Source organism: Nonomuraea bangladeshensis, from assembly GCF_039529455.1.
GTDB classification, from domain to species: Bacteria; Actinomycetota; Actinomycetes; order Streptosporangiales; family Streptosporangiaceae; genus Nonomuraea; species Nonomuraea bangladeshensis.
Map to the genome: position 1 here is coordinate 419,246 of NZ_BAAAMV010000010.1, position 23,021 is coordinate 442,266.

The 23,021-nt window shown below is 73.2% G+C and carries 17 protein-coding genes; 14 read left to right on the forward strand and 3 right to left on the reverse strand.

What is annotated here, in order from left to right; translation table 11 throughout:
• Positions 1–63: 63 nt before the first annotated feature.
• The 3 genes from ABD292_RS34605 to ABD292_RS34615 form a co-directional block, all read right to left on the reverse strand.
• Positions 64–2,535 carry a transglutaminaseTgpA domain-containing protein gene (locus ABD292_RS34605; protein WP_344214849.1) on the reverse strand — a complete coding sequence of 824 codons (2,472 nt, stop codon included), beginning with the start codon at positions 2,533–2,535 and terminating at the stop codon, positions 64–66.
• A gap of 10 nt (positions 2,536–2,545) precedes the next feature.
• A complete protein-coding gene (locus tag ABD292_RS34610) occupies positions 2,546–3,808 on the reverse strand; it encodes a DUF58 domain-containing protein (protein WP_344214851.1) in 1,263 nt (420 codons plus the stop codon).
• A 64-nt stretch (positions 3,809–3,872) separates the two neighbouring features.
• Complete coding sequence (locus ABD292_RS34615) at positions 3,873–4,850, reverse strand: AAA family ATPase (RefSeq protein ID WP_344214853.1); 978 nt, start codon at positions 4,848–4,850, stop codon at positions 3,873–3,875.
• A 480-nt stretch (positions 4,851–5,330) separates the two neighbouring features.
• Between ABD292_RS34615 and mraZ the strand changes: the two genes are divergently transcribed.
• From mraZ to ABD292_RS34685, 14 genes are all read left to right on the forward strand, one after another.
• A complete protein-coding gene (gene mraZ, locus ABD292_RS34620) occupies positions 5,331–5,762 on the forward strand; it encodes a division/cell wall cluster transcriptional repressor MraZ (RefSeq protein ID WP_344214855.1) in 432 nt (143 codons plus the stop codon).
• A 219-nt stretch (positions 5,763–5,981) separates the two neighbouring features.
• Positions 5,982–6,947 (forward strand): 16S rRNA (cytosine(1402)-N(4))-methyltransferase RsmH, encoded by a 966-nt coding sequence (gene rsmH, locus ABD292_RS34625; RefSeq protein WP_344214857.1) that lies wholly within the window; start codon positions 5,982–5,984, stop codon positions 6,945–6,947.
• Entirely contained in the window at positions 6,937–7,563 is a 627-nt protein-coding gene (locus tag ABD292_RS34630; RefSeq protein WP_344214859.1) for a hypothetical protein, read from the forward strand. Before rsmH ends, ABD292_RS34630 begins: the two co-directional genes overlap by 11 nt.
• Positions 7,564–8,693: 1,130 nt before the next feature.
• A complete protein-coding gene (locus tag ABD292_RS49190) occupies positions 8,694–10,427 on the forward strand; it encodes a peptidoglycan D,D-transpeptidase FtsI family protein (RefSeq protein ID WP_486348471.1) in 1,734 nt (577 codons plus the stop codon).
• A 40-nt stretch (positions 10,428–10,467) separates the two neighbouring features.
• On the forward strand, positions 10,468–12,006 hold the full coding sequence (locus ABD292_RS34640) for a UDP-N-acetylmuramoyl-L-alanyl-D-glutamate--2,6-diaminopimelate ligase (RefSeq protein WP_344214863.1): 1,539 nt from the start codon (positions 10,468–10,470) through the stop codon (positions 12,004–12,006).
• Positions 12,006–13,430, forward strand: coding sequence for a UDP-N-acetylmuramoyl-tripeptide--D-alanyl-D-alanine ligase (locus ABD292_RS34645; protein WP_344214865.1), 1,425 nt, complete (start codon positions 12,006–12,008; stop codon positions 13,428–13,430). Before ABD292_RS34640 ends, ABD292_RS34645 begins: the two co-directional genes overlap by 1 nt.
• Positions 13,427–14,485, forward strand: coding sequence for a phospho-N-acetylmuramoyl-pentapeptide-transferase (gene mraY / locus ABD292_RS34650; RefSeq protein WP_329580462.1), 1,059 nt, complete (start codon positions 13,427–13,429; stop codon positions 14,483–14,485). Before ABD292_RS34645 ends, mraY begins: the two co-directional genes overlap by 4 nt.
• The gene (gene murD, locus ABD292_RS34655) at positions 14,482–15,858 is read left to right on the forward strand and encodes a UDP-N-acetylmuramoyl-L-alanine--D-glutamate ligase (RefSeq protein WP_344214867.1); all 1,377 of its coding nucleotides are present in this window, start codon (positions 14,482–14,484) and stop codon (positions 15,856–15,858) included. Before mraY ends, murD begins: the two co-directional genes overlap by 4 nt.
• Positions 15,855–17,150 carry a putative lipid II flippase FtsW gene (gene ftsW / locus ABD292_RS34660; protein ID WP_344214869.1) on the forward strand — a complete coding sequence of 432 codons (1,296 nt, stop codon included), beginning with the start codon at positions 15,855–15,857 and terminating at the stop codon, positions 17,148–17,150. The genes murD and ftsW overlap by 4 nt, the downstream gene beginning before the upstream one ends.
• Before the next feature lie 12 nt (positions 17,151–17,162).
• A complete protein-coding gene (murG, locus tag ABD292_RS34665; protein WP_344214871.1) occupies positions 17,163–18,239 on the forward strand; it encodes an undecaprenyldiphospho-muramoylpentapeptide beta-N-acetylglucosaminyltransferase in 1,077 nt (358 codons plus the stop codon).
• Entirely contained in the window at positions 18,236–19,639 is a 1,404-nt protein-coding gene (murC, locus tag ABD292_RS34670; RefSeq protein WP_344214873.1) for a UDP-N-acetylmuramate--L-alanine ligase, read from the forward strand. Before murG ends, murC begins: the two co-directional genes overlap by 4 nt.
• An 80-nt stretch (positions 19,640–19,719) precedes the next feature.
• A complete protein-coding gene (locus tag ABD292_RS34675) occupies positions 19,720–20,385 on the forward strand; it encodes a cell division protein FtsQ/DivIB (RefSeq protein ID WP_344214875.1) in 666 nt (221 codons plus the stop codon).
• A 334-nt stretch (positions 20,386–20,719) separates the two neighbouring features.
• Complete coding sequence (ftsZ, locus tag ABD292_RS34680; protein ID WP_344214877.1) at positions 20,720–22,171, forward strand: cell division protein FtsZ; 1,452 nt, start codon at positions 20,720–20,722, stop codon at positions 22,169–22,171.
• 47 nt (positions 22,172–22,218) lie between these two features.
• Positions 22,219–22,968, forward strand: coding sequence for a YggS family pyridoxal phosphate-dependent enzyme (locus ABD292_RS34685; protein WP_371250252.1), 750 nt, complete (start codon positions 22,219–22,221; stop codon positions 22,966–22,968).
• The last annotated feature ends 53 nt before the right edge of the window (positions 22,969–23,021 follow it).

The window sequence follows — 23,021 nt, forward strand, 5'->3', positions numbered from 1 at the left end:
GTGCGGCCCCTCCCCGATCGGGGAGTGGCCGCACGCTCTGTCATGTTCCGCCCGCGCGGCCGGTCAGGAGCCCTTCTCCGCCGCCGTGCGCCGCAGCCTGATGGTCTCCAGCAGGTCGAACCCGTCCAGCAGCCGCTCGCCGAAGCCGCGCAGCCGCCGCAGCGTGGACGGCGGCAGCAGCACCGCCCGGATCCGCCGCCGCCGCGACACCGTGGCCGCGACGGCCTGGCGCACCGTGCGCAGCTCCTTGCGCAGCGGCCCGGTCCGGCCCGGGTCACGGGCGAACAGCACCCGCTCGACGGCCGAGGCGATGGCCGACAGGGCCGCCGCCGCGTCCGCGCCGAACTCGTACTGCTGCACCAGCCGCCGCGCCAGCGCCCGCGGGGTCTCGCTGGCGTGGCGGGCCAGGCCGTAGTCGTACAGGACGTCGTCCAGCTCGGCCCAGGCCGCCGTGACCGAGGGGGCGCGCCCGGCGGTGGCCCTGGCCGTCACCCCGTCCGACGGCTGTGCCGGTTGCCGGTCCAGCGCCCTTATCCGGCGGTTCCTGGTGACCACCCGCGCGGCGGCGGGGATCAGCAGGACGAGCAGCAGCCCGGCGAGCCCGAGGGCGACCTTGCCGATCACCGGCGAGGACTCCTCCGGCGCCGGCGCGCCGCCCGGCAGGAGCTGGCTCTCCCGGTCCACCGCGCGCGGGTTCTGCTGCGAGCCGGGGGCGATCTCGTCGCTGCCCGCAGAGCTCGTCGCGCCCGGCGTCGGCGTCGAGGAGTCACCGGTGGACTCAGGCGCCGGCACCGAGTACGCCGGCGGCCGCGCGCTGCCCTGCCCCAGCGAGCCCGAGGGCGTCGGCTCGAACGGCAGCCAGCCCACGCCCTCGAAGTACAGCTCGGGCCACGAGTGGGAGTCGTTGGTCCCCACCTGCCACCGGCCGCCGACGACGCTCCCGCCGGTGTAGCCGATCGCCACCCGCGCCGGGATGCCCATCAGCCGGGCCAGCACCGCCATCGACGCGGCGAACTGCTCGCAGTAGCCCGTCCGGCTGTGCAGCAGGAAGTCGGCCAGCGCCGAGGTGCTGTGCCCCTGCGTCCGCAGGTTGTAGGTGAAACCGCCGTCCTCGGTGAACCACTTCTGCAGCTTCACCGCCGCCTCGTACGGCGAGGACACCTCACCGACGATGCGCCGCGGCAGCGCCCGGATCTCGGCCGGCAGGTCCTCGGGCAGCGCGAGGAAACGCGGGTCCACCGCGTCCCGGTCGAACGGCAGCGACTCCAGCAGCTCACGCGTCGGCGCCGGCTCCGACGTCAGCACCCGGTACCCCAGCCCCGCCGCCTCGTCCCGGGTGGAGAAGACCATCAGCGTGTCCACGTCGGCCCGCCAGTCGCCGTCCACCTGGATCTCCCTCGGCGGGTACGGCAGCGGCAGGAACATCAGCTCCGCGACCTGGTCGCTGATCTCGATGTCGGTGGTCACGTTCGTGACGTCGGTCCTGCCGGTCAGTCCTGGCGGCTCGGGCAGCGGGCCGTTGTCGGTGCGGTTGGCGACGGCGCCCTTCGGCTTGGTCATGCCGAACTGTTGGCCGTCGAACGTGTCGAGCGCGTAGATCCGCAGGTAGCGAGGCTGGTTGTCGTTGCTGGCGTAGGTGAGGACGATGCGCCGCTCGGGCAGTTCGAGCTGGCCACGCAGACCGGCGATCGGGTTGGGGATGCTGATGGAGTTGCCGCGCCCGCCCGTCCCGCTGCCGCCCACGCCGAACTGGAAGAACGACACCGGCTCCATCGCCGGCAGCAGCGCGGGCACCAGCACGGCCAGCGCGATCGCGGCGAACCCGATCCGCTTGCCCGACAGCCGCAGCCCGCTCGTGTCGGCCGCCGCCGTCTGCCGCGCCGTCTGCCGGGCCGTAGCCCCGGTCCGTCCCGGGGCTCCCTGCGACGGCGTCGCCGCCATGCGGGTCCTGCGCACCAGCACCGCCCGGCCCCAGTGGCCGATCCGCTCCCGCCCGTCCGCGACGAGCAGCCCGACGAAGCCGAACGCGGCGATGATGAACGCCGGCCAGCTGATCGGGTCGGGCAGGATCGTCGCCGGGACCGTCGCGAGCGCCAGCAGCGGCAGCCCCGCCAGGGCGGCCCGGCGCAGCCGCGCCGCGAACAGGTCCACGAGGATCGCGATGAGCGCGACCCCGCCGGTGGTCAGCAGCACGATGCCCTCGGTGTCGGGCACCGGGGCGGCGAAGCGCTGGATGTCGGCCCAGCCGACCCCGAGCAGCCGGCCGAGCTCCAGCACCGACGCCTTCGTCGGCACCACCAGCCCCCACGCCTCCTCGGCGGCGAACGACACCGTCAGGTAGATCCCCGTGACGGCCAGGGCCAGGACCGGCGCCGCCCACGCGGGCAGCGACAGGCGGCTGCTCACCAGGCCGGCCGCCATCACGGCCAGCACCGCGCCGAGCGACGACCAGAACCACGTACCGCCCTCGAACAGGGGGTAGAGCAGGATGGCCGCGGTGAACGTGGCCGCTCCCGAGGCGACGGTCAGTCTCATTTCCTCCCCCTCACGCCGGGCCTCCCGCGGGATTGAGCACGTACCGGCCGCGGTTGGCGGCGTGCTGCCACACCGACGCGATCGAGGCGCCGGCGGGCAGGTTGACGATGCGCCAGCCGTACCCGGCGAGCACGGCCTGCACGGCCTGGTGGTCGTCGGCCGAGCCCGGCGCGCCGCCGTCCCAGGTGCCGACGTCGAGCAGCACCGCCACGCCGGTGATGCTGCTGTGCCGCAGCCGGGCCAGCTCCCTCGCCTCCTCCGGCTCCAGCGCGCCGAGCACGGCCACGATCAGCCCGTCGCCGCCGCCCTGGCGCAGCGCCGAGACGCCCATCTCCAGCGAGCGGGCGGGGCTGTGCCTGATCACGGCGAGGGTGTCGAGCAGCGAGTAGCTGAGCCCGCTGTCGGTCAGGTGCTCGGGCCCCTGGTCGGTGACCAGCCGCAGGCCCAGGCCCTCGTGGGCGAGGTGCACGCCGATGGAGGCCGCGGCCGAGACCGCCACCTCGAACGACGAGCGAGGCCCCTCGCCGCGGTGGGCGTGCCTGCGGGTGTCGAGCAGGAGCGCGCCGCGGCTCTGCCACTGCTGCTCCTCCCGCCGTACCATCAGCTCGCCGCGCCTGGCGGTCGAGCGCCAGTGCACCCGGCGCAGGTCGTCGCCCTGGCGGTACTCGCGCGGCGCCACGTCGTCGTCGCCGGCCGCCGCCACGCTACGCGTGCGGCTCTCGCCGCCGCCCGACCACTCGCCCGACAGCCGTACGTGCGGCAGCGCCGCCACGTGCGGGGTCACCACGAGCGTGTCGCTGATCGTGAACGAGCGGGTCAGCTCCACCAGCCCGAACGGGTCGGCGATCCGGATGGACAGGGGCCCGATCGTGTAGCGGCCCCGCAGGTCGGAGCGCACCCGGTAGTCGATCTCCCGTACGCCGCGCGGCTCCACCCGGTCCAGCACGAACCGGGGCCGCACGCCCAGCGCGTACGGGACGGTGTCCTCGATGAGCAGCAGCCCGGTGGGCAGCCGGGTGACGTTCTCCAGCCGCAGGGTCACCGTGGCCTCGCCGCCCACCTCGGCCCTCGGCGGGTCCAGCCGCCGGGCGCAGCTCAGCCGGTAGCGGGTCCGCGCCACCACCATGGCGGCCAGCAGCGGCAGCGCCGTGATCAGCACCCCGATCCTGAACAGGTCGCTCTCGCCGAGGAAGAACGCCATCAGCAGGGCCGCGATCCCCGACGCGAGGAACGAGCGGCCCCTGCTGGTCAGCGCCCGCAGCCCGGCCCTCATGACGTGCCGCCCGTGCGGTGCCGCCCGGGGTGCCGCCCGGAGGCGTGCGCGCGCCGCCGGCCCATCAACGGCCTCGCGTCTCCGGCACCGGCACGCGCCTGATCAGGTCGGCCACCACCTGCTCGGGCAGCCGGCGCTGGCCCTGGGCCTCGACGCTGGGCAGCAGCCGGTGCGCCAGCACCGGGATCGCGAGGTCCTGCAGGTCGTCGGGGATGACGTAGTCGCGGCCGGCCAGCGCGGCGTGCGCCCTCGCCGCGCGTACGAGCTGCAGCGTGGACCGGGGCGAGGCCCCCAGCCGCAGGTCGGGGGAGTGGCGGGTGGCCACGACCAGGTCGATGGCGTACTTCTTGACCGCCTGGGAGACGTACACGCCGCGCACGGCCTCGATGAGCGAGCGCACCTCCGAGGTGGTCGCCACCGGCTCCAGCTTGTCCAGCGGCGAGGTGCCGCCGTGCACGTCGAGCATCTCCAGCTCGGCCGTGGGCTCGGGGTAGCCCATGGCGACCCGGGCGGTGAAGCGGTCGCGCTGCGCCTCGGGGAGGGGATAGGTGCCCTCCATCTCGATCGGGTTCTGGGTGGCGATCACCATGAAGGGCGCGTCGAGCTGGTACGTCACGCCGTCCACGGTCACCTGGTGCTCCTCCATGCATTCGAGGAGCGCCGACTGCGTCTTGGGGGAGGCGCGGTTGATCTCGTCGCCCACCACGATGTTGGCGAAGACCGGGCCCGGCTTGAACTCGAACTCCCGGGTCTGCTGGTTGTAGGCGCTCACCCCGGTGATGTCGCTGGGCAACAGGTCGGGGGTGAACTGCACGCGGCGTACGGGGCAGTCGATGGAACGCGCCAGCGCCTTGGCCAGCATGGTCTTGCCGACGCCGGGGACGTCCTCGATGAGCAGGTGGCCCTCCGAGAGCAGGACGGTGAGGGTGAGCCGGACGGCGTCGCCCTTGCCCTCGATCACCGACTCGATCGCCTCGCGGATCCGGTGGGCCACGGTGACCAGCTCGTCGAGCTGGGGAGGGACGTCATGGGTTACTGCCACCAGGCCTCCATGAGAAGTGCTACGGCTGTCCCGGCGTTGCCTTTGCGGGAGCCATGCCGTTCCTTTTCCATTGTGTGTACGACCCTACGACGCTGTGGGTTGTCGAGCGACATTTGTGGATATTCCAGGGAACCTGGGCGATGTTCCCGTTTTGGTGCCACCGGGGTCCGCGTCCTGTGACACACTGGCCCGCTCGCCACTCCACTTTCCTCCACGCGGCCGTTCCCGGGCCCCTCCAGAGCCGCCCCTGGCCCGCGTTCCCGGGCTTCGCGCACGTCTCGACACGCCCGTGAGAGTTGATCGCGCCCCCACCCCCCACCGCGCCGACCCCCCTCTCTGACCTGCGGTAACGCAAGGGAAACCGATGATGAAGACGGTTCGAATCAGTTGACGGTGGGGAGAAGTGGAGTATGGTGGTGCGCAGTGGAGGGCCCGGTGCACCAGCGCTGAGCGCTTCACTAGGCACGGGAGGTGGCGCCGATGTTCCTCGGCACCCATCACCCGCGCCTCGACGACAAGGGACGGCTGTTCCTGCCGGCTAAGTACCGTGAGGAGCTGGCGGAGGGTCTTGTGATCACCAAAGGCCAGGAGCGATGCCTCTACGTCTTTCCCGTGGAGGAGTTCCAGCGCATTACCGAGGCTCTCCGGACCGCCCCGGTCACCGCCAAGGCGGTGCGTGACTACAGCCGCGTCTTCTTCGCCAGCGCGTCCGACGAGACGCCGGACAAACAAGGACGCATCACGATCCCGCAGGGCCTGCGCCACTACGCCGGCCTGGAGCGTGACTGCGTCGTCATCGGAGCCAACACCCGGCTGGAGATCTGGGACTCCCAGGCCTGGGACACCTATCTCAGCGAACAGGAGCAGGCGTTCGCCGATCTGTCGGAGGAGGTGCTGCCAGGGATCTTGTGATGTAGCCACGGTCGATCCGTCGGAGCTGTCGTTCGGCGAGGTCTCCACCCGCAACCACTGCCGGTCAACTGATGCACCTTCCCCGGTGTCAGTGGACGGGCGTCCACGAAGAGGGTGCGGATGGGGACCTGGCCGGGCGGCGCCGGGTGGGGACCCAGGAAGAACCGGATCGATCGACACGCGTCATCCGCGAGCAAGGACGCGAAAGGGGGGTTGGAGATGCAGGACGACGTCGGCACGGGTGGTCACGTTCCGGTGATGCTCGGCCGCGTACTGGAACTGCTGGGCCCCGCGCTCACCGGCCCCGATCCCGTCGTGGTCGACGCCAATCTCGGCCTCGGCGGCCATTCTGAGGCCCTGCTCGCGGCCCACCCGTCGCTTCACCTGATCGGGATCGACCGCGACCCGTTCGCGATCGAGCACTCCACACGCAGGCTGAGCCCGTACGCGGACCGCATCACGCTGGTCCACGCCTCGTCCGGCGACCTGCGGGAGGTGCTCGCGCGGGCCGGGCGTCCCGTCGTCAACGGGGTGCTGTTCGACCTCGGGGTGTCCTCGCCGCAGCTCGACGAGGCCGAGCGGGGGTTCGCCTACTCCTACGACGCGCCGCTCGACATGCGCATGGACACCGAGCAGGAGCTGACGGCGGAGACGGTGGTCAACACCTACTCTGCCGCCGAGCTGACCCGCATCCTGCGCGTCTACGGCGAGGAGCGATTCGCTCCGCGTGTCGCGGGCCTGATCATCAAAGAACGCGCCAAAGAGGCAATAACCTCGACCAAGCGGCTCGCGGACATCGTGCGCGACGCGATCCCCGCCGCTACCCGGCGCACCGGGGGAAACCCCGCCAAGAGGACTTTTCAGGCGCTGCGCATCGAGGTGAACGCGGAACTGTCCGCCCTGGAGGCGGCGCTGCCCGCGGCACTCGACGCGCTCGCCCTGGGTGGTCGAGTCGTCGTGCTCTCATACCACTCACTTGAGGACCGGCTCACCAAGCAGGCCCTCACGGCGCGAACCAGGGACACCAGCCCCCCCGGGCTGCCCGTCCCCCTGGAGGCTCACCAGCCCAGGTTCCGCCTGCTGACGAGGGGAGCGGAGCTCCCGAGCGAAGAAGAAGTCGCCCGCAACCCGCGGGCGACCTCGGCCCGGCTACGGGCGGCAGAGAGGATCCGTGTTGACGACTGAGCAGGAGACCGGCCGGGTCGCGGCCGTGCGCCGCGCGGCGCCCGCCGCAGCGTCCAAGGTGGGTTCCAAGGCGGGTGGCAAGACGGGGGCCAAGACGGTCCCCCGGACCGGCGTGCGCCGCTCCCCGGCCCCGCTCCAGTCCAAGCCGCAGCCCGCCGAGCCGCAGCAGACGAAGACGCGCACCCGCACCGACGCGCGTCCGGGCACTCGTACCGACCCCCGTACCACCGCGCGTCCCGGGACCCGTTCCGGCGCGCGTCCCGATGCGGCGGGCAGGCCCGCGGGCGCCCAGGCGCGGCCCGCGGCGGGGCGGCGGCCCGCGCGGCGCCAGCGCACGCCGTTCGTGCTGCTCGTCGTCGGGCTGATGTCCGGCGGCCTGGTCAGCCTGTTGCTGCTCAACACCATGCTCGCGCAGGACGCCATCACCGACGCCAAGCTGCGCGAGCAGATCGCGGTGGCGCGGCAGGAGAAGGAGAAGATCGAGCAGGACTACCAGCGCAAGAACCAGCCCGGCGTCCTCGCCGAGCTCGCCGAGCAGCAGGGGCAGCACCCCGACTGGGACAGCGTCAACGTCTGGAACGGTGACCAGGCACGCCAGGCGGACACGCAGCGGTGAGGGAATCAGGCGGCAGGGGGCAGGGACCCGGCCGCGGCGCTGGCGGCGCCGGCTCTCAAGGAGGGCCCGGCGCCGCTCGTCGTACGCCGGGCGGACCTGGACGGGCGGGGCGTCAGGGCGGCTCCGCCCGTTCGGACGGCGCGGGCCGCCCGGCGCCGCCGGACAACCCGCCCCGGCAGCCGCGCAAGCGGCCCGACCCGCTGGACCTGCCGTTCGGCCCCGACGACGACCCGCGGGCCCGCCCCTCCCGCGACGACGACCCCCCACCCTCCGACGGCGCCGACCCCGGCGACCGCCGCTCCACGGGGGGCCGCGCCGGTGGGCGCGGACGGGCCGAGGGTGGACGCGACCGCCGCGCGGGCGGCCGGGCCGGCCCCGAGGACGGCCGCGGCCGCCCCCGCGGCGCCACCGGCGAGCCGGGCTCCCGCCGCCGCCCGTCCAGCGAGGACGACCGCCCCCGCGGCCGCACCGCCGCCCAGAGCCGCGACCCCGGCCCACGCACCCGCACCCCAGGCAGTCGTGGCGACGACGACCGCCCACGCCGCACGGCCGCCGAGCGTGACGACGACGGCCGTCCGCGCCGCTCCTCCGCCGAGCGGGACGACGACGGCCGTCCCCGCCGCACGGACGCTGAGCGTGACGGCCATGGCCGCTCCCGCCGCTCCTCCGCTGAGCGCGACGACAACGGCCGTTCGCGTCGCTCCTCGGCCGAGCGTGACGACGACGGCCGCTCCCGCCGTACCTCCGCCGAGCGTGACGACGACGGCCCTTCCCGCCGTTCCTCCGCCGAGCGTGATGACGCGGGGCGGTCGCGGCGTGTTGCCGGTGAGCGGGACGATGACCGCATGCGGGGGCGGGTCCAGGATCGCAACGACCGGCGGACGCTCCGGGAGGGGCGTCCGGGGGAGGCGCGCGGCCGAGGGCGTCAGGACGACGACGGGCGGGCGCGTGGCGACACGCGCGGGCGTCAGGACGACGGGCCGCGCCGTGCCCGGCCGGGCGAACGCGACCGCGTCCCGCCGCGCCGTCCCGCCGACGGCCCCCGGGGCCCGCGCGGCGGGGACGTCCCGCCGCCGAGGGGCTTCGGCCGCCGCCCGCCGGCCCCGCCGCGCCCGCCAAAGCCGCCGCTGGTGCTGCGGCTCGGCAGCCCGCGCCGGCGCATCAACATCGGCCTGATCGGCATGACGTTCGTCCTGTCGATCTTCGCCGGCCGCCTGATCCAGATGCAGGGCCTCGACTCCAAGGTGTACGAGGCCGCCGCCGTGGACCAGCGCCAGCACGTCGAGACGATCCCCGCCAAGCGCGGCTCGATCACCGACGTCAACGGCCACGAGCTGGCGGTGACGGTCGAGGCCCGCGAGCTGTCCATCGACCCATCCAAGATCACCGACGCGGGGGTGCGCGCGAAGGCCGCCAAGCTCCTCGCCCAGCAGCTCGGCAAGAGCGAGCAGGACATGGCCGCCAAGCTGGCCCGTACCGACACCCGCTACCAGCGCCTGGCGAGCGACGTCGACCCGCTCGTGGCGAGCCGGCTGCTGCAGGCGTCCATCCCGGCGCTGAACGCGAAGAAGACCTACCGCCGCCTCTATCCGGGCGGCGACCTCGCGGGCAGCCTCATCGGCTTCATCGGCGACGAGGGCAAGGGCCTGATCGGCATCGAGCGCACCAGCAACAAGCTGCTCGCCGGCCGCGACGGGCAGCAGCGCATGGAGACCGGCCGCGACGGCCAGCAGATCCCGATGACCAGCAGCCAGCGCACGGCCCCCGTCAACGGCCAGAACGTCCGGCTGACCCTCGACCGCGACGTCCAGTGGGCCGCCCAGAAGTCGGTCGCCGACCAGGTCAAGGAGTCGGGCGCGGACAGCGGCACGGTCATCGTCATGGACGTGCGCACCGCGCAGATCGTCGCCATGGCCAACGCCCCCGAGCTCGATCTCGGCAACTGGCGCTCGGCCCCGGCCTCCAGCCAGATCAACAAGGCCGCCGCCGACGTCTTCGAGCCGGGCAGCACCAACAAGGTCATCACGGCCGCCGCCGCGCTGGAGGCCGGGATGGTCACCCCGGACACCGTGTTCGAGGTGCCCGACCGGATCAAGTGCTACGACCAGGTGCTGCGCGACGCGCACGCGCACGCGGCCGAGTCGATGACGTTCCGCCAGGCGATGGCCGAGTCCAGCAACGTGGCCACGATCATGGCCGCGCGCAAGGTCGGCAGCGCCCGCCTGTACGCGATGCTGAAGGCGTTCGGCTTCGGCAGCACGCCGGGCGGCGGGGTGCCGGGCGCCGAGGCGGGCCTGCTGCCCGACTACCGCAAGTGGTCCGGCAGCCAGAGCTGCACCGTAGCCTATGGACAGGGCGTGTCGGTGACCGCGCTGCAGATGGCCAGCGTCTACCAGACCATCGCCAACGGCGGCGTCAAGATCGAGCCGCAGATCGTGGCGGGCACCACGGACGCATCCGGCCACTTCGTCCCCGCCGCCCCCGGCAAGCAGACCAGGGTGGTGAGCGAGACCACCGCCAAGGAGATCACGACCATGCTGGAGAGCGCCGTCGGCGAGGAGGGCACCGGCCATCTGGCCGCCATCCCCGGCTACCGGGTGGCGGGCAAGACCGGCACCGCCAACCGCTACGACGCCGCCCTCGGCCGCTACGACGGCTACACTGCCTCGTTCGTCGGTTTCGCGCCGGCCGACGACCCGCGCCTGGTGGTGCTGTCGGTGCTGCAGAACCCGAAGAACGGGCACTTCGGCGGGCAGCTCGCGGCCCCCGTGTTCAAGGATGTGATGACGTTCGCCATCAAGAGCAAGAAGATTCCTCCCACAGGCTCCTCCGCGACGCCGGTGCGTACGCGCGCCGGAGAGTGACCAGGGAAGGTACGCTCTCGCCGTGCGTCCCCCGTCGTCTATGCGTCCCACGACCAATCCGCCTCGCCCGCTGACCGGGCTCGCGACCATGCTCGACGCCGGCTCCGGCACGTCGAGGTCGCCTCACGCCGCCCTGACCGGCGTCACCATCGACTCCCGCGACGTCCGGCGAGGTGATCTCTACGTCGCCCTGCCCGGCAGCCAGGCGCACGGCGCCACGTTCGCCGCGCAGGCGATGGCCGGCGGCGCGGTGGCGATCCTGACCGACCCCGCCGGGCGCGAGGCCGCCGCGGCCACCGGGCTGCCCGTGCTGATCGTGCCGGAGCCGCGCGCGCTGCTCGGGCAGATCTCCTCCTGGGTCTACGGCCAGCCGGCCCACGACATCCAGGTCCTCGGCGTGACCGGCACCAGCGGCAAGTCCACCACCACGTTCATGCTGGAGGCGGGCCTGCGGGCGGCCGGGCACACGACGGGCCTGGTGGGCGGCGTCGAGATCCGCGCGGGCGAGCTGCGCTTCCAGCCGACGCTGACCACGCCGGAGGCCACGGCGCTGCACGGCCTGTTCGCCCTCATGCGCGAGCGGTCCGTCACCGCGGCCGCCATGGAGGTCTCCAGCCACGCGCTCGCCCTCGGCAGGATCGACGGTGTCTACTACGACGTGGCGCTGTTCACGAACCTCTCGCAGGACCACCTCGACTTCCACAAGGACTTCGAGGACTACTTCGCCGCCAAGACGCGGCTGTTCCAGCCGGAGCTGAGCCGCGCGGGCGTCACCAACCTCGACGACCGCCACGGCCGCGAGCTGCTGCACCGGGCCAAGGTGCCGATGACCACGTTCTCGGCGGAGGGCGACCCGGAGGCCGACTGGCGGGCGCTGGACGTCCGCCTGGGCGCCGACGGCAGCGCCTTCCGGGTGACCGGTCCCGGCGGCGTGGAGGCCGACGCGCGGATCGCCCTGCCGGGGCCGTTCAACGTCGCCAACGCGCTAGGCGCCATCGTCACCCTGGTCGAGGCCGGGGTGCCGCTGCAGACCGCCGTGCACGGCGTCGGCACGCTCGCCGGCGTGCCGGGCCGCATGCAGCGCGTCACGACCGCCGAGGACGACTTCCAGGCGATCGTCGACTACTCGCACAAACCGGGCGCGGTGGAGTCGGTGCTGCGCTCGCTGCGTACGGTCACCGCCGGCCGGCTGGTCATCGTCCTCGGCTGCGGCGGCGACCGCGACAAGGGCAAAAGGCCCATCATGGGCGAGATCTCCGCCGAGCTGGCGGATGTGGCCATTTTCACCAGCGACAATCCCCGTACGGAGGATCCGCTCGCCATTCTCTCGGCGATGATGGAAGGAGCGCTCCGCGTTCCGCAGCACGGCCGCGCTCATGTGATCATTGAGCCCGACCGCGCCGCCGCCATCGGCCTGGCGATCGCCAGGGCCGGGCGCGGCGACGTGATCGTCGTGGCAGGCAAGGGTCACGAGCAGGGCCAGTACGTCTCAGGCGAAGTGATCCCCTTCGACGACCGCGAGGCCGTCGCCGAGGCGATCCACGCGCGCAAGGAAAGCACGGAAAGCAGGAAGCACTGATGATCCCGTTGCCGCTGGCCAGGATCGCCGAGATCACCTCCGGCACCCTGTCGGGCAAGGCCGATCCCCGCGCCGTCGTGCGCGGGCCCGTCGTGATCGACTCGCGGGCCGTCGAACCGGGATCGTTGTTCGTCGCGTTCGCGGGCGCGCGCGTGGACGGCCACGACTTCGCCGCCCAGGCCGTCAGGGCCGGGGCCGTCGCCGTGCTGGCCACCAGGCCCGTCGAGGCGCCCGCGGTGATCGTCGAGGACGCCGCGGCGGCCCTCGCCGTGCTGGCCTCCGCGCAGGTGGCCGCGCTGCCCCGCACCACCGTGATCGGCGTGACCGGCTCGGCCGGCAAGACCACCACCAAGGACCTCCTGGCCCGGCTCACGGCCAGGATGGGCCCGACCATCGCCCCCGTCGGCAGCTTCAACAACGAGCTCGGCCACCCGCTGACCGTGCTGCGCGCCGACCAGGACACCCGGTTCATGGTGCTGGAGCTGGCCGCCCGCAACATCGGCCACATCAAGGAGCTGACCCGCATCGCGCCGCCGAGCATCGGCGTCGTGCTCAACGTCGGCACCGCCCACCTCGGCGTGTTCGGCGGCAAGGAGGCCATCGCCAAGGCCAAGGGCGAGCTGGTCGAGGCGCTGTCCGGGGAGGGCGTGGCGGTGCTCAACGCCGACGACCCCCTCGTCCGCGAGATGGCTTCGCGCACCGAGGCCAGGGTCACCTTCTACGGCCGGGGCGAGGACGCCGCGATCCGCGCCGAGGACGTCACCATGGACGAGCGCGGGCGGGCCTCCTTCACCCTGCGCACCCCGTCCGGCGCCGCGCCCGTCACGCTCCAGCTCTACGGCGGCCACGCGGTCGACAACGCGCTCGCGGCGGCCGCGGCGGCGTACGAGCTGGGGCTGCCCGTCGCCACCATCGCCGAGGAGCTGTCGCAGGCCACGCCGGCCAGCCGGTGGCGGATGGAGGTCAGTGAGCGGGCCGACGGCGTCACCGTGATCAACGACGCCTACAACGCCAACCCCGACTCGATGCGGGCCGCGTTCGAGACGTTCGCCGTGCTCGGTCAGGGGCGGCGGCGCTTCGCCGTCATCGCGGCCCTGCGCGAGCTGGGCGAGGAGGCCGCCGCGCTCAACCGCGAGCTCGGCGTCCTGGCCGGCGGTGCGGGCCTGACGGGCCTCGTCGTGGCCGGGCCCGACGCCGAGCCCGTCCTGGAGGGCGCCCACGAGGCCGCGAAGGCCGCGCAGGCGCCGCCGGGCGGCCCGCCCGGCGAGACCGGGCCGCGCATCGTGCACGTCCCCGACGCCGCCGCGGCCGCCGCCGCGCTCGGCGAGTGGCTGCGGCCCGGCGACGCGGTGCTGATCAAGGGCCCGCGCGCCATGGGCCTGGAGCGTACGGCCGAACTGGTCCTCGGAGGTGCCCCCCAGTGACCAACATCATCATCGCCGGCGCGGTGGGCCTCATCCTCTCGATGCTGGGCACCCCGCTGGCGATCCGGCTCTTGACGCGGCGCGGCATCGGCCAGCAGGTCCGGGAGGAGGGCGTGCAGGCCCACCTCGGCAAGCGGGGCACCCCCACCATGGGCGGCATCGTGTTCGTCCTGGCCGCACTGTTCGCCTACGGGGCCTCCCACCTGGCCACCCTCACGCCGCCGACCGTCTCGGGCACGCTGGTGCTGTTCCTGATGACGGGGCTCGGCGCGGTCGGGTTCCTCGACGACTTCATCAAGATCTACAAGCAGCGCAGCCTCGGCCTGCGCAGCGGCGCCAAGGCGCTCGGCCAGCTCGTCGTCGGCGCGGTCTTCGCCGTCCTCGTCGTCCGCCAGCCCAACGTCTACGGCATCACCCCCGCCGAGACCCGGGTGTCGTTCCTGCGCGACATCGGCCCTTCGATCGGCATCGTCGGGTTCACCATCTGGGTGCTCATCATGATCGTCGGGTTCTCCAACGCGGTGAACCTCACCGACGGGCTCGACGGCCTGGCGAGCGGCGCCGCCGGCGTGGTGCTGGCGGCGTACGTGCTGATCGGCAACTGGCAGCTGCGCAACAACTGCATCGACCAGCTCGGCCCCAACTGCTACTGGGTACGCGACCCCCTCGACCTCGCCGTGGTCGCCGCGGCGGTGCTGGGGGCGCTCATCGGCTTCCTGTGGTGGAACGCCCCGCCCGCCCGCATCTTCATGGGCGACACCGGCTCGCTCGCCCTCGGCGGCGTGCTGGCGGGCCTGGCCATCGCCACCCGCACCCAGCTCCTCCTCATCATCCTCGCCGGCCTGTGCGTGATCATCACCCTGTCCGTGATCATCCAGGTCGGGTCGTTCAAGATGACCGGCAAACGCGTCTTCCGCATGGCCCCGCTCCAGCACCACTTCGAGCTCAAGGGCTGGGCGGAGACCACGATCGTGGTCCGCTTCTGGCTCATCGCCATGCTCTGCGCCGCGCTCGGGCTCGGCCTGTTCTACGTCGAGTGGATGCCCAAGCCATGACCTTCACCTGCGTCGCCGGGCTCGGCGTCTCCGGCACCGCCGTGGCGCGGGCCCTCGCCGGGCGCGGCGAGCGCGTCGTCGTCGTGGAGGCCGCCGAGGGGGAGCGCCAGCTCGCCGCCGCGGCCGAGCTGGCCGGGCTCGGCGTCGAGACCCGCTTCGGCGCGATGGCCCTGCCCGAGGGCGCCACGCGGCTCGTCACCACCGGCTGGGCGCCGCACCACCCGCTCGTCGCCGCCGCGCTGGAGGCGGGCGTGGAGGTCGTGGGGGAGGTCGAGCTGGCCTGGCGGCTGCGCCCGGCCCAGGCCGCCCCGTGGCTCGCCCTGACCGGCACCAACGGCAAGACCACCGCCGTGCGCATGCTCACCTCGATCCTGCTCGCCGCCGGGCACAAGGCCCTGGCCGTGGGCAACGTGGGCCTGCCCGTGGTGCGGGCGGTCGCGGAGCCGTACGACGTGCTGGCCGTCGAGCTGTCCAGCTTCCAGCTCCACTGGTCGGCCACGCTGGCCCCGCACGCCGCGGCCGTGCTCAACGTCGCCCCCGACCACCTCGACTGGCACGGCTCCATGGAGGCGTACGCCGCCGCCAAGGGCCGCGTCTTCGAGCGCGCGGGCACCGTGATCTACAACGCCGACGACCCCGAGGCGACCCGGCTGGCCGCGCCCTACCCGGGGGCCGTCGGGTTCACGCTGCGGGTGCCGAAGCCCGGGCAGCTCGGCGTCGTGGAGGACCTGCTGGTCGACCGGGCGTTCGTGGCCGACCCGGTGGAGGCGGCCGAGGAGCTCGCCACGCTGGGCGACATCCGCCCCCTCGCCCCGCACAACGTGGCCAACGCCCTGGCCGCGGCGGCGCTGGCCCGCGCGTTCGGCGTGCCCGGCGAGGCGGTCGCGCGGGGCCTTCGGGACTTCGTGCCCGACCCGCACCGGCTGGCGCTGGTCGAGCGGGTCGGCGACGTCGACTACGTGGACGACTCCAAGGCCACCAACCCGCACGCCGCCGCCGCCGCCCTGGCCTCCTACCCGTCGGTCGTGTGGGTGGCGGGCGGCCAGCTCAAGGGCGCCGACGTGGACGACCTCGTCCGCCGGGCCGCCCCCCGGCTGCGCGGCGCCGTGCTGCTCGGCGCCGACCGCGCCCAGATCGCCGAAGCCCTCGCGCGACACGCCCCGAATGTCCCCGTCGTGGACATCGCCGATCGGGACACTGGTGCGATGGAGAAAGTCGTCATCGCAGCCGCCGGCCTGGCCTCGCCGGGCGACACCGTGCTGCTCTCCCCGTCGGCGGCCTCACTCGACATGTACCCCGGCTATCCGGCGCGGGGCGAGGCGTTCGCGCGCGCCGTACGCGGGCTGAAGGAGCGGGCCGAGGGAGCGGTGTGAGCGCGACCGCCGAGAAGCGCGCGCACCCCGCCCCCGCCTCTGCCTCCGCCGAGGGGCCGCAGGGCTGGGCCCGCGAGCAGCTCGCCACCCTGCGCGAGCTGCTCGGCAGGCCGCTCACCACCTACTACCTGATCATCATGTGCGGCGCCCTGCTGCTCGCGCTGGGCCTGATGATGGTGCTGTCGGCCTCCAGCGTCGAGGCGCTGCAGAAGACCGGCAGCCCCTTCTCGTGGTTCATCAAGCAGTCGCTGTCGGCCGCGATCGGCCTGCCGGTCATGTACGCCTGCTCGCGCCTGCCGGTGAAGTTCTTCCGCTGGGCCGGCTATCCGCTGATGGCGCTGTCGATCATCCTGCTGGTGATGGTGCTGTTCATCGGCTCCGCGGAGCAGGGCGCGCAGCGCTGGATCTACGTCGGATCCCTCACCATCCAGCCGTCGGAGCCGGCCAAGCTCGCGCTCGTGCTGTGGGGTGCCGACCTGCTGGCACGGCGGGCACGGCAGGGCCGCATCGAATGGCGGCAGCTGCTGATCCCGCTGATGCCGGGCACCGCCATCATGGTCGTGCTGGTGCTGCTGGGCAGCGACCTCGGCACCACGCTGGTGCTCTTCATGGTCTTCCTGTCCCTGCTGTGGGTGGTGGGCGCGCCGATCAAGCTGTTCGGCGGCATCATGTCGCTGGCCGTGCTGGCCGCGGTCATCATGATCAAGGTGGAGCCCTACCGGATGCGGCGCATCGGCGCCTTCCTCAACCCCTGGGCCGACGCGCAGGACGCCGGCTACCAGGCCGTGCAGGGGCAGATCGCGATGGGCTCCGGAGGCTGGTTCGGGGTGGGGCTCGGCCAGAGCCGGCAGAAGTGGAGCTGGCTGCCGCACGGCGAGAGCGACTTCATCTTCGCCATCGTCGGCGAGGAGCTGGGGCTCATGGGCACGCTCCTGGTCGTCGCGCTGTTCGGGCTGCTCGGCTACGCGGGGCTGCGCGTCGCCGTACGCGTCAACGACCCCTTCATCCGGCTGACCGCGGCCGCCATGGTCGCCTGGATCGTCGGGCAGGCCATCGTCAACATGGGCGCCGTCCTCGGCGTCCTGCCCATCACCGGCATCACCCTTCCGCTGGTCTCGTACGGCGGCTCGTCGCTGCTGCCCACGCTCGCCGCGCTCGGCATGCTGCTGTCGTTCGCCAAACACGAGCCGGGCGCGCGCGAGGCTCTGGCCGCTCGTGGCCCCGGACCCGGCGCGCGGGCCCTAAGCTGGCTGGGCCTGGGGGGTACGTCCAGAGGCCGAGCGACACGTTAGGGAGTGACCTTGATGAGGGTGGTCCTCGCCGGTGGGGGGACGGCCGGGCACATCGAGCCCGCGCTAGCCCTTGCGGACGCGCTGCGCCATCTCGATCCCGGCATCGGCGTCACCTGCGTCGGCACCGATCGCGGCCTGGAGACCCGGCTGGTGCCCGCCAGAGGCTACGACCTGGAGCTGGTGCCCGCGGTCCCGCTGCCGCGCGCGATCACCCCCAGCCTGCTGACCGTCCCCGGCCGGCTGGCCGGGGCGATCAACGCGGTCGCGAACGTGCTCGAACGCGTCCAGGCCGACGTGCTGGTCGGCTTCGGCGGCTACGTCGCCACGCCCGCCTACCTGGCGGCCAAGCGGCGCGGCCTGCCGATCGTCGTCCACGAGGCCAACCCGCGCGCCGGGCTGGCCAACCGGCTCGGCGCGCGGCTCACCGAGCACGTCTTCACCGGCCACCCCGAGGCCGCGCTGCCGAAGGCCGACTACATCGGCACGCCGCTGCGCCGCGAGATCGTCACGCTCGACCGGCTGTCCATGGGCGACAAGGCGCGCTCGTGGTTCGGGCTGGAGACCGACCGGCCCACGCTGCTGGTCTTCGGCGGCTCGCAGGGGGCCCGCTCGATCAACGAGGCCGCGCTGGCCGCCGCGCCCGCGCTGCGCGGGGCCGGGGTGCAGGTGCTGCACGTGATCGGGCCGAAGAACGTCATCGAGCGCGAGCCGCCGCCCGGCGACCCGCAGTACGTCCTGCTGCCCTACGTCGACCGCATGGACCTCGCCTACGCCGCCGCCGACGTGGCCCTGTGCCGCAGCGGCGCGCTCACCTGCGCCGAGCTGACCGCGGTGGGGCTGCCGGCCGCGTACGTGCCGCTGCCGCACGGCAACGGCGAGCAGGCGCTCAACGCCGAGCGGATCGTGCGCGGCGGGGGCGGGCTCATGGTCGACGACGCCGAGCTGTCGCCCGACTGGATCATCAGGAACGTGCTGCCGATGCTGCACGACCCCGAGCGCGTCGCCGCCATGTCGGAGGCCGCCGCCAGGCTCGGCCGTAAGGACGCAGATATCATGCTTGCCAGGAAAGTGTTGGAGATAGCCCGATGAGTCTCGTGAAGCTGGTCGATCCCGTCCGCGTCGAAGAACTGGGGCGGGTGCACTTCATCGGCATCGGCGGAGCGGGCATGTCCGGCATCGCGCGCATCCTGCTCAAGCGCGGCGTGCGCGTGTCGGGCAGCGACGCCCGCAGCTCCGAGCTGGTCGCCGAGCTGCGCGAGCTCGGCGCGTCCGTGCACATCGGCCACGCCGCCTCGCACATCAAGGACGTCGACACCGTCGTCGTCTCGACCGCCATCCGCGACTCCAACCCCGAGCTGGGCGAGGCGCTCAAGCAGGGGCTGCGGATCATCCCGCGGGCGGCCGCCCTCGCCTCCGTGATGGCCGGGCGCACCGCCGTGGCCATCGCCGGCACCCACGGCAAGACCACCACGACCTCGATGCTGACGGTGGCGCTGCAGAAGTGCGGCGCCGACCCGTCCTACTGCGTGGGCGGCCAGCTCGTCACCACCGGGCTCGGCGCCGACGACGGGGCCGGCACGGTGTTCGTGGCCGAGGCCGACGAGAGCGACGGCTCCTTCCTCATGCTGGCCCCCGACATCGCCGTGGTCACCAATGTCGAGGCCGACCACCTCGACAACTACGGCGACCCGCGGGCCGTGCACGACAGCTTCGCCCGCTTCGCCGACCGGGTCGGCTCGCTGCTGGTGATCTGCGCCGACGACCCGGGCTCGGCCGAGCTGGCCGACCGGGCTCGCGAGCGCGGGCTGCGGGTGCGCACCTACGGCGCCGCCGAGGGCGCCGACTACCGCCTCTCCGGGGTCCGGCCCGACGGGTTCGGCACGGTCTTCGAGATCGAGGGGCGCGGAGACGTGCGCCTGGCCGTTCCCGGGGCGCACAACGCGCTCAACGCCACCGCGGCGATCGCCGTGGCCGACGAGCTGGGGCTGTCCTTCGAGGAGATCAGAGGGGGCCTGGGGGCCTTCACGGGGGCCAAACGGCGCTTCGAGGCCAAGGGGGAGGCCGGGGGCGTCGCCGTGTTCGACAGCTACGCCCACCATCCGACCGAGCTGGCCGCCGACCTGCGGGCCGCCCGCGACGTCGTCGCCTCCTACTCGGGCGACGGGCGGGTCGTCGCGATCTTCCAGCCGCACCTCTACTCGCGCACCCGCTTCTTCGCCGACGAGTTCGGCGCGGCGCTGGGGCTCGCCGACGAGGTCGTCGTGCTCGACGTCTACGGGGCCCGTGAGGACCCGGAGCCGGGCGTGTCGGGGGCGATGGTGGCCTCGCGGGTGCCGCTGCCCGCGGAGCGGGTCTCGTACGCGCCGGACCGGGCCGCCGTGCCCGCGCTGGTGGCCGAGCGGGCGCGGCCGGGCGACATCGTCCTCACGATGGGCGCCGGCGACGTCACCGAGCTGGGCCCCCAGATCGTCGCCCGGCTCTCCTCCTGACGGCCACCCGGGCGTGGCGCCGGGTCTCAGGCGTCGCGCGGGCGTAGGTTCGGTGCCGATATGCGTGATCTGGGAGGGCGATGAAGGCGCGGACGGCGTTCCTGGTCCTGCTCACGGCGGGGGTGGTGGGCACGGCCGCGTGGCTGGTGTTCTTCTCGCCCGTGCTGGGCGTGCGTTCGGTGGAGATCGTGGGAAATATCACAGTCTCCCGCGAGCACATCGAACGGCAGGCCGCGGTGGCCGACCTGCACCCCCTGGCCACCGTCGACCTGGCGGGCGTCGAGTCGCGGGTGCTCGGCATCAGACAGCTCGCCAGCGCCAAGGTGGACCGGATCTGGCCGGGCACGCTGCGGATCGAGGTCGTCGAGCGGGAGGCCGTGGCGGCCATCCCCGCGGGCGGCCAGGTCGCGATCGTGGACGGCCAGGGCGTGGTGATCGAGGTCAGGCAGGAGGTCCCGCCCCTGCTGCCGGTGCTCCGGGTGGACAACCCCTCGGCCACCGACCCGGCGACGGTCGCCGCGCTCCAGGTCATCAAGGCGGTTCCCGGCGCGATCGCGCCGAAGGTCAGGCAGGTGCGCGCCGGCACGGCCGAGGGCGTCACGCTGGTGCTGTCCGACGGCCGTACGGTCGTGTGGGGCGGCACCGACCGGCCCAAGGAGAAGGGCCGCATCCTGGCCTCGCTGCTGAAGCGCGAGAAGGCGAACGTCTACGACGTGAGCTCGCCCGACGTGGTCACCCTGAAGTGATCAAGACCGTCAGGGTCTGGCAACCCAGCGGCAACGGCATCGCCCAGGCTGTGCGAGGCAGGGGTCGCGGCGTGAGAGCCTAAAGTCGTGATCGGCCAGGGGAGTGCCCCGACCAGGCACGACTTCGGAGCGAACCGGACAGCCCGCGACACGCCGGACGTGCTTGCGGCGCGGTTAGTTGACCCGCCCGGAGCGTAACTCCTACTGTCCGTATCAATCCTCAGGTTGACATAAATCTAAATCTCAACCTGAGGTTGAGAGTTACCCGAACTGACAAAAAGCGGAGACAATCCGCACCGAAATGGCAAGTCAACGAGCGGAAAGGCCCCTCGTCGTGGCAGCACCGCAGAACTACCTCGCGGTCATCAAGGTCGTCGGCATCGGCGGCGGCGGAGTCAACGCCGTCAACCGGATGATCGAGGAGGGACTCAAGGGCGTCGAGTTCATCGCCATCAACACCGACGCCCAGGCGCTGCTGATGAGTGACGCCGACGTGAAACTCGACGTGGGCCGCGAGCTCACGCGCGGACTGGGCGCGGGCGCCAACCCCGACGTCGGGCGCAAGGCCGCCGAGGACCACCGCGAGGAGATCGAGGAGGTCCTCAAGGGGGCCGACATGGTCTTCGTCACGGCGGGCGAGGGCGGCGGCACCGGCACCGGCGGCGCCCCCGTGGTGGCCAACATCGCCAGGTCGCTGGGCGCACTCACCATCGGCGTCGTCACCAGGCCGTTCAGCTTCGAGGGGCGCCGCAGGGCCATGCAGGCCGAGGCGGGCATCGAGACGCTGCGCGACGAGGTCGACACGCTGATCGTCATCCCCAACGACCGGCTGCTGTCGATCTCCGACCGGCAGGTCAGCGTGCTGGACGCGTTCAAGGCGGCCGACCAGGTGCTGCTGTCCGGTGTCCAGGGCATCACCGACCTCATCACCACCCCCGGTCTGATCAACCTGGACTTCGCCGACGTCAAGTCGGTCATGTCCGGCGCCGGCTCGGCCCTCATGGGCATCGGCCACGCCCGCGGCGACGACCGCTCGGTGGCGGCCGCCGAGATGGCGGTCTCCAGCCCGCTGCTGGAGGCCAGCATCGACGGCGCCCACGGCGTGCTGCTGTCCATCGCGGGCGGCTCCGACCTCGGCCTGTTCGAGATCAACGAGGCCGCCCAGCTCGTGTCGATGGCCGCGGCGCCCGACGCCAACATCATCTTCGGCACGGTCATCGACGACGCACTCGGCGACGAGGTGCGCGTGACGGTGATCGCGGCCGGCTTCGACGACGTGCCGGGACCGGCGGTCAAGGAGGTGCCGCGGCCGGCCGGCCGCGCCGCCGCCGCGCCGCCGCCCGCGCCCCCGGTGTCCTCACCTGTGCGGCCGAGCGTGTCGTCGCCCAGCGTCAAGTCCGAGCCGCCCGTGCTGCGCCCCGAGCCACGCCCGGAGCCCCGTCCCGAGCCGCGCGCGGACTTCCGTACGGAGACCCGCCCCGAGCCGCGCCCCGAGCCGCGTCCTGAGCCCCGCCCCGAGCCGCGCCCCGAGCCCCGGCAGGAGTTCAGGCCGGAGCCGCGTCCCGAGCCGGTGCGGCCGGTGGAGCCGGTGCAGGCCGTCGCCGAGCCGGCCGGGGAGCCGCCCGCCGACGAGCCGTCCGGGCCCGTCTCCATCCCGCGGCCCACTCCCGAGCCCGCCAACCCGCCCACGCCCATCACCTCCCGCATGCAGGAGCCGGCCAAACGTCCCCGGGTGATCTTCGAGGAGCAGGAAGAGGAGCTCGACGTTCCCGACTTCCTCAAGTAGCACAGGCGTTCCACGCCGCTCCCCGGGGACACGGGAGCGGCGCCGTCATGTGCGCGGCAGGTCCGGACGCGACGACTCCGGCACGAAGACGCAGGGAGACTCAGGTGAGAAGGGACGAGATCGCGGCCGGCCTCGCCCAGGTCGACGAGAGCATCGCGGCGGCCTGCCGCGCGGTGGGCCGCGACCGGGGCGAGGTCACGCTGATCGCCGTCACCAAGACCCGCCCGGCCGAGGACGTCAGGATCCTCGCCGAGCTGGGCGTGCGCGACGTCGGCGAGAACCGCGACCAGGAGGCCGCGCCCAAGGCGGCCGAGCTGGCCGGGCTCCCGCTGACCTGGCACTTCGTGGGGCAGCTGCAGACCAACAAGGTCCGCTCCGTCGTCGCCTACGCCGACGTGATCCACTCCGTGGACCGTGTACGGCTGGTGGAGGCGATCAGCCGCGAGGCGGTCCGCCAGGGACGCGACGTCGGCTGCCTCATCCAGGTCGCCCTCGACGACGACCCGGCCAGGGGCGGCGCCCGCCCCGCCGACGTGCCGGAGCTCGCCGACGAGGTGGCGCTGGCCGAGGGCGTGTGGCTCGGGGGCGTCATGGCGGTCGCCCCGCTGGGGGAGGAGCCCGCCAAGGCGTTCGCCCGGCTGCGCGAGGTGGCCACCCGGGTGCAGGAGCAGCACCCCCGCGCCACGATGGTCTCCGCCGGGATGAGCGGCGACCTCGCCGAGGCGATCGCGCACGGCGCGACACACGTGCGGGTCGGTACGGCGTTGCTCGGTCGTCGCAAGCCCTTCGTCAGGTAATGTCCCCTCAAGTGGGTCTTCAGGCCCATGATCAGGTAGAGGTCGAGCCGGTG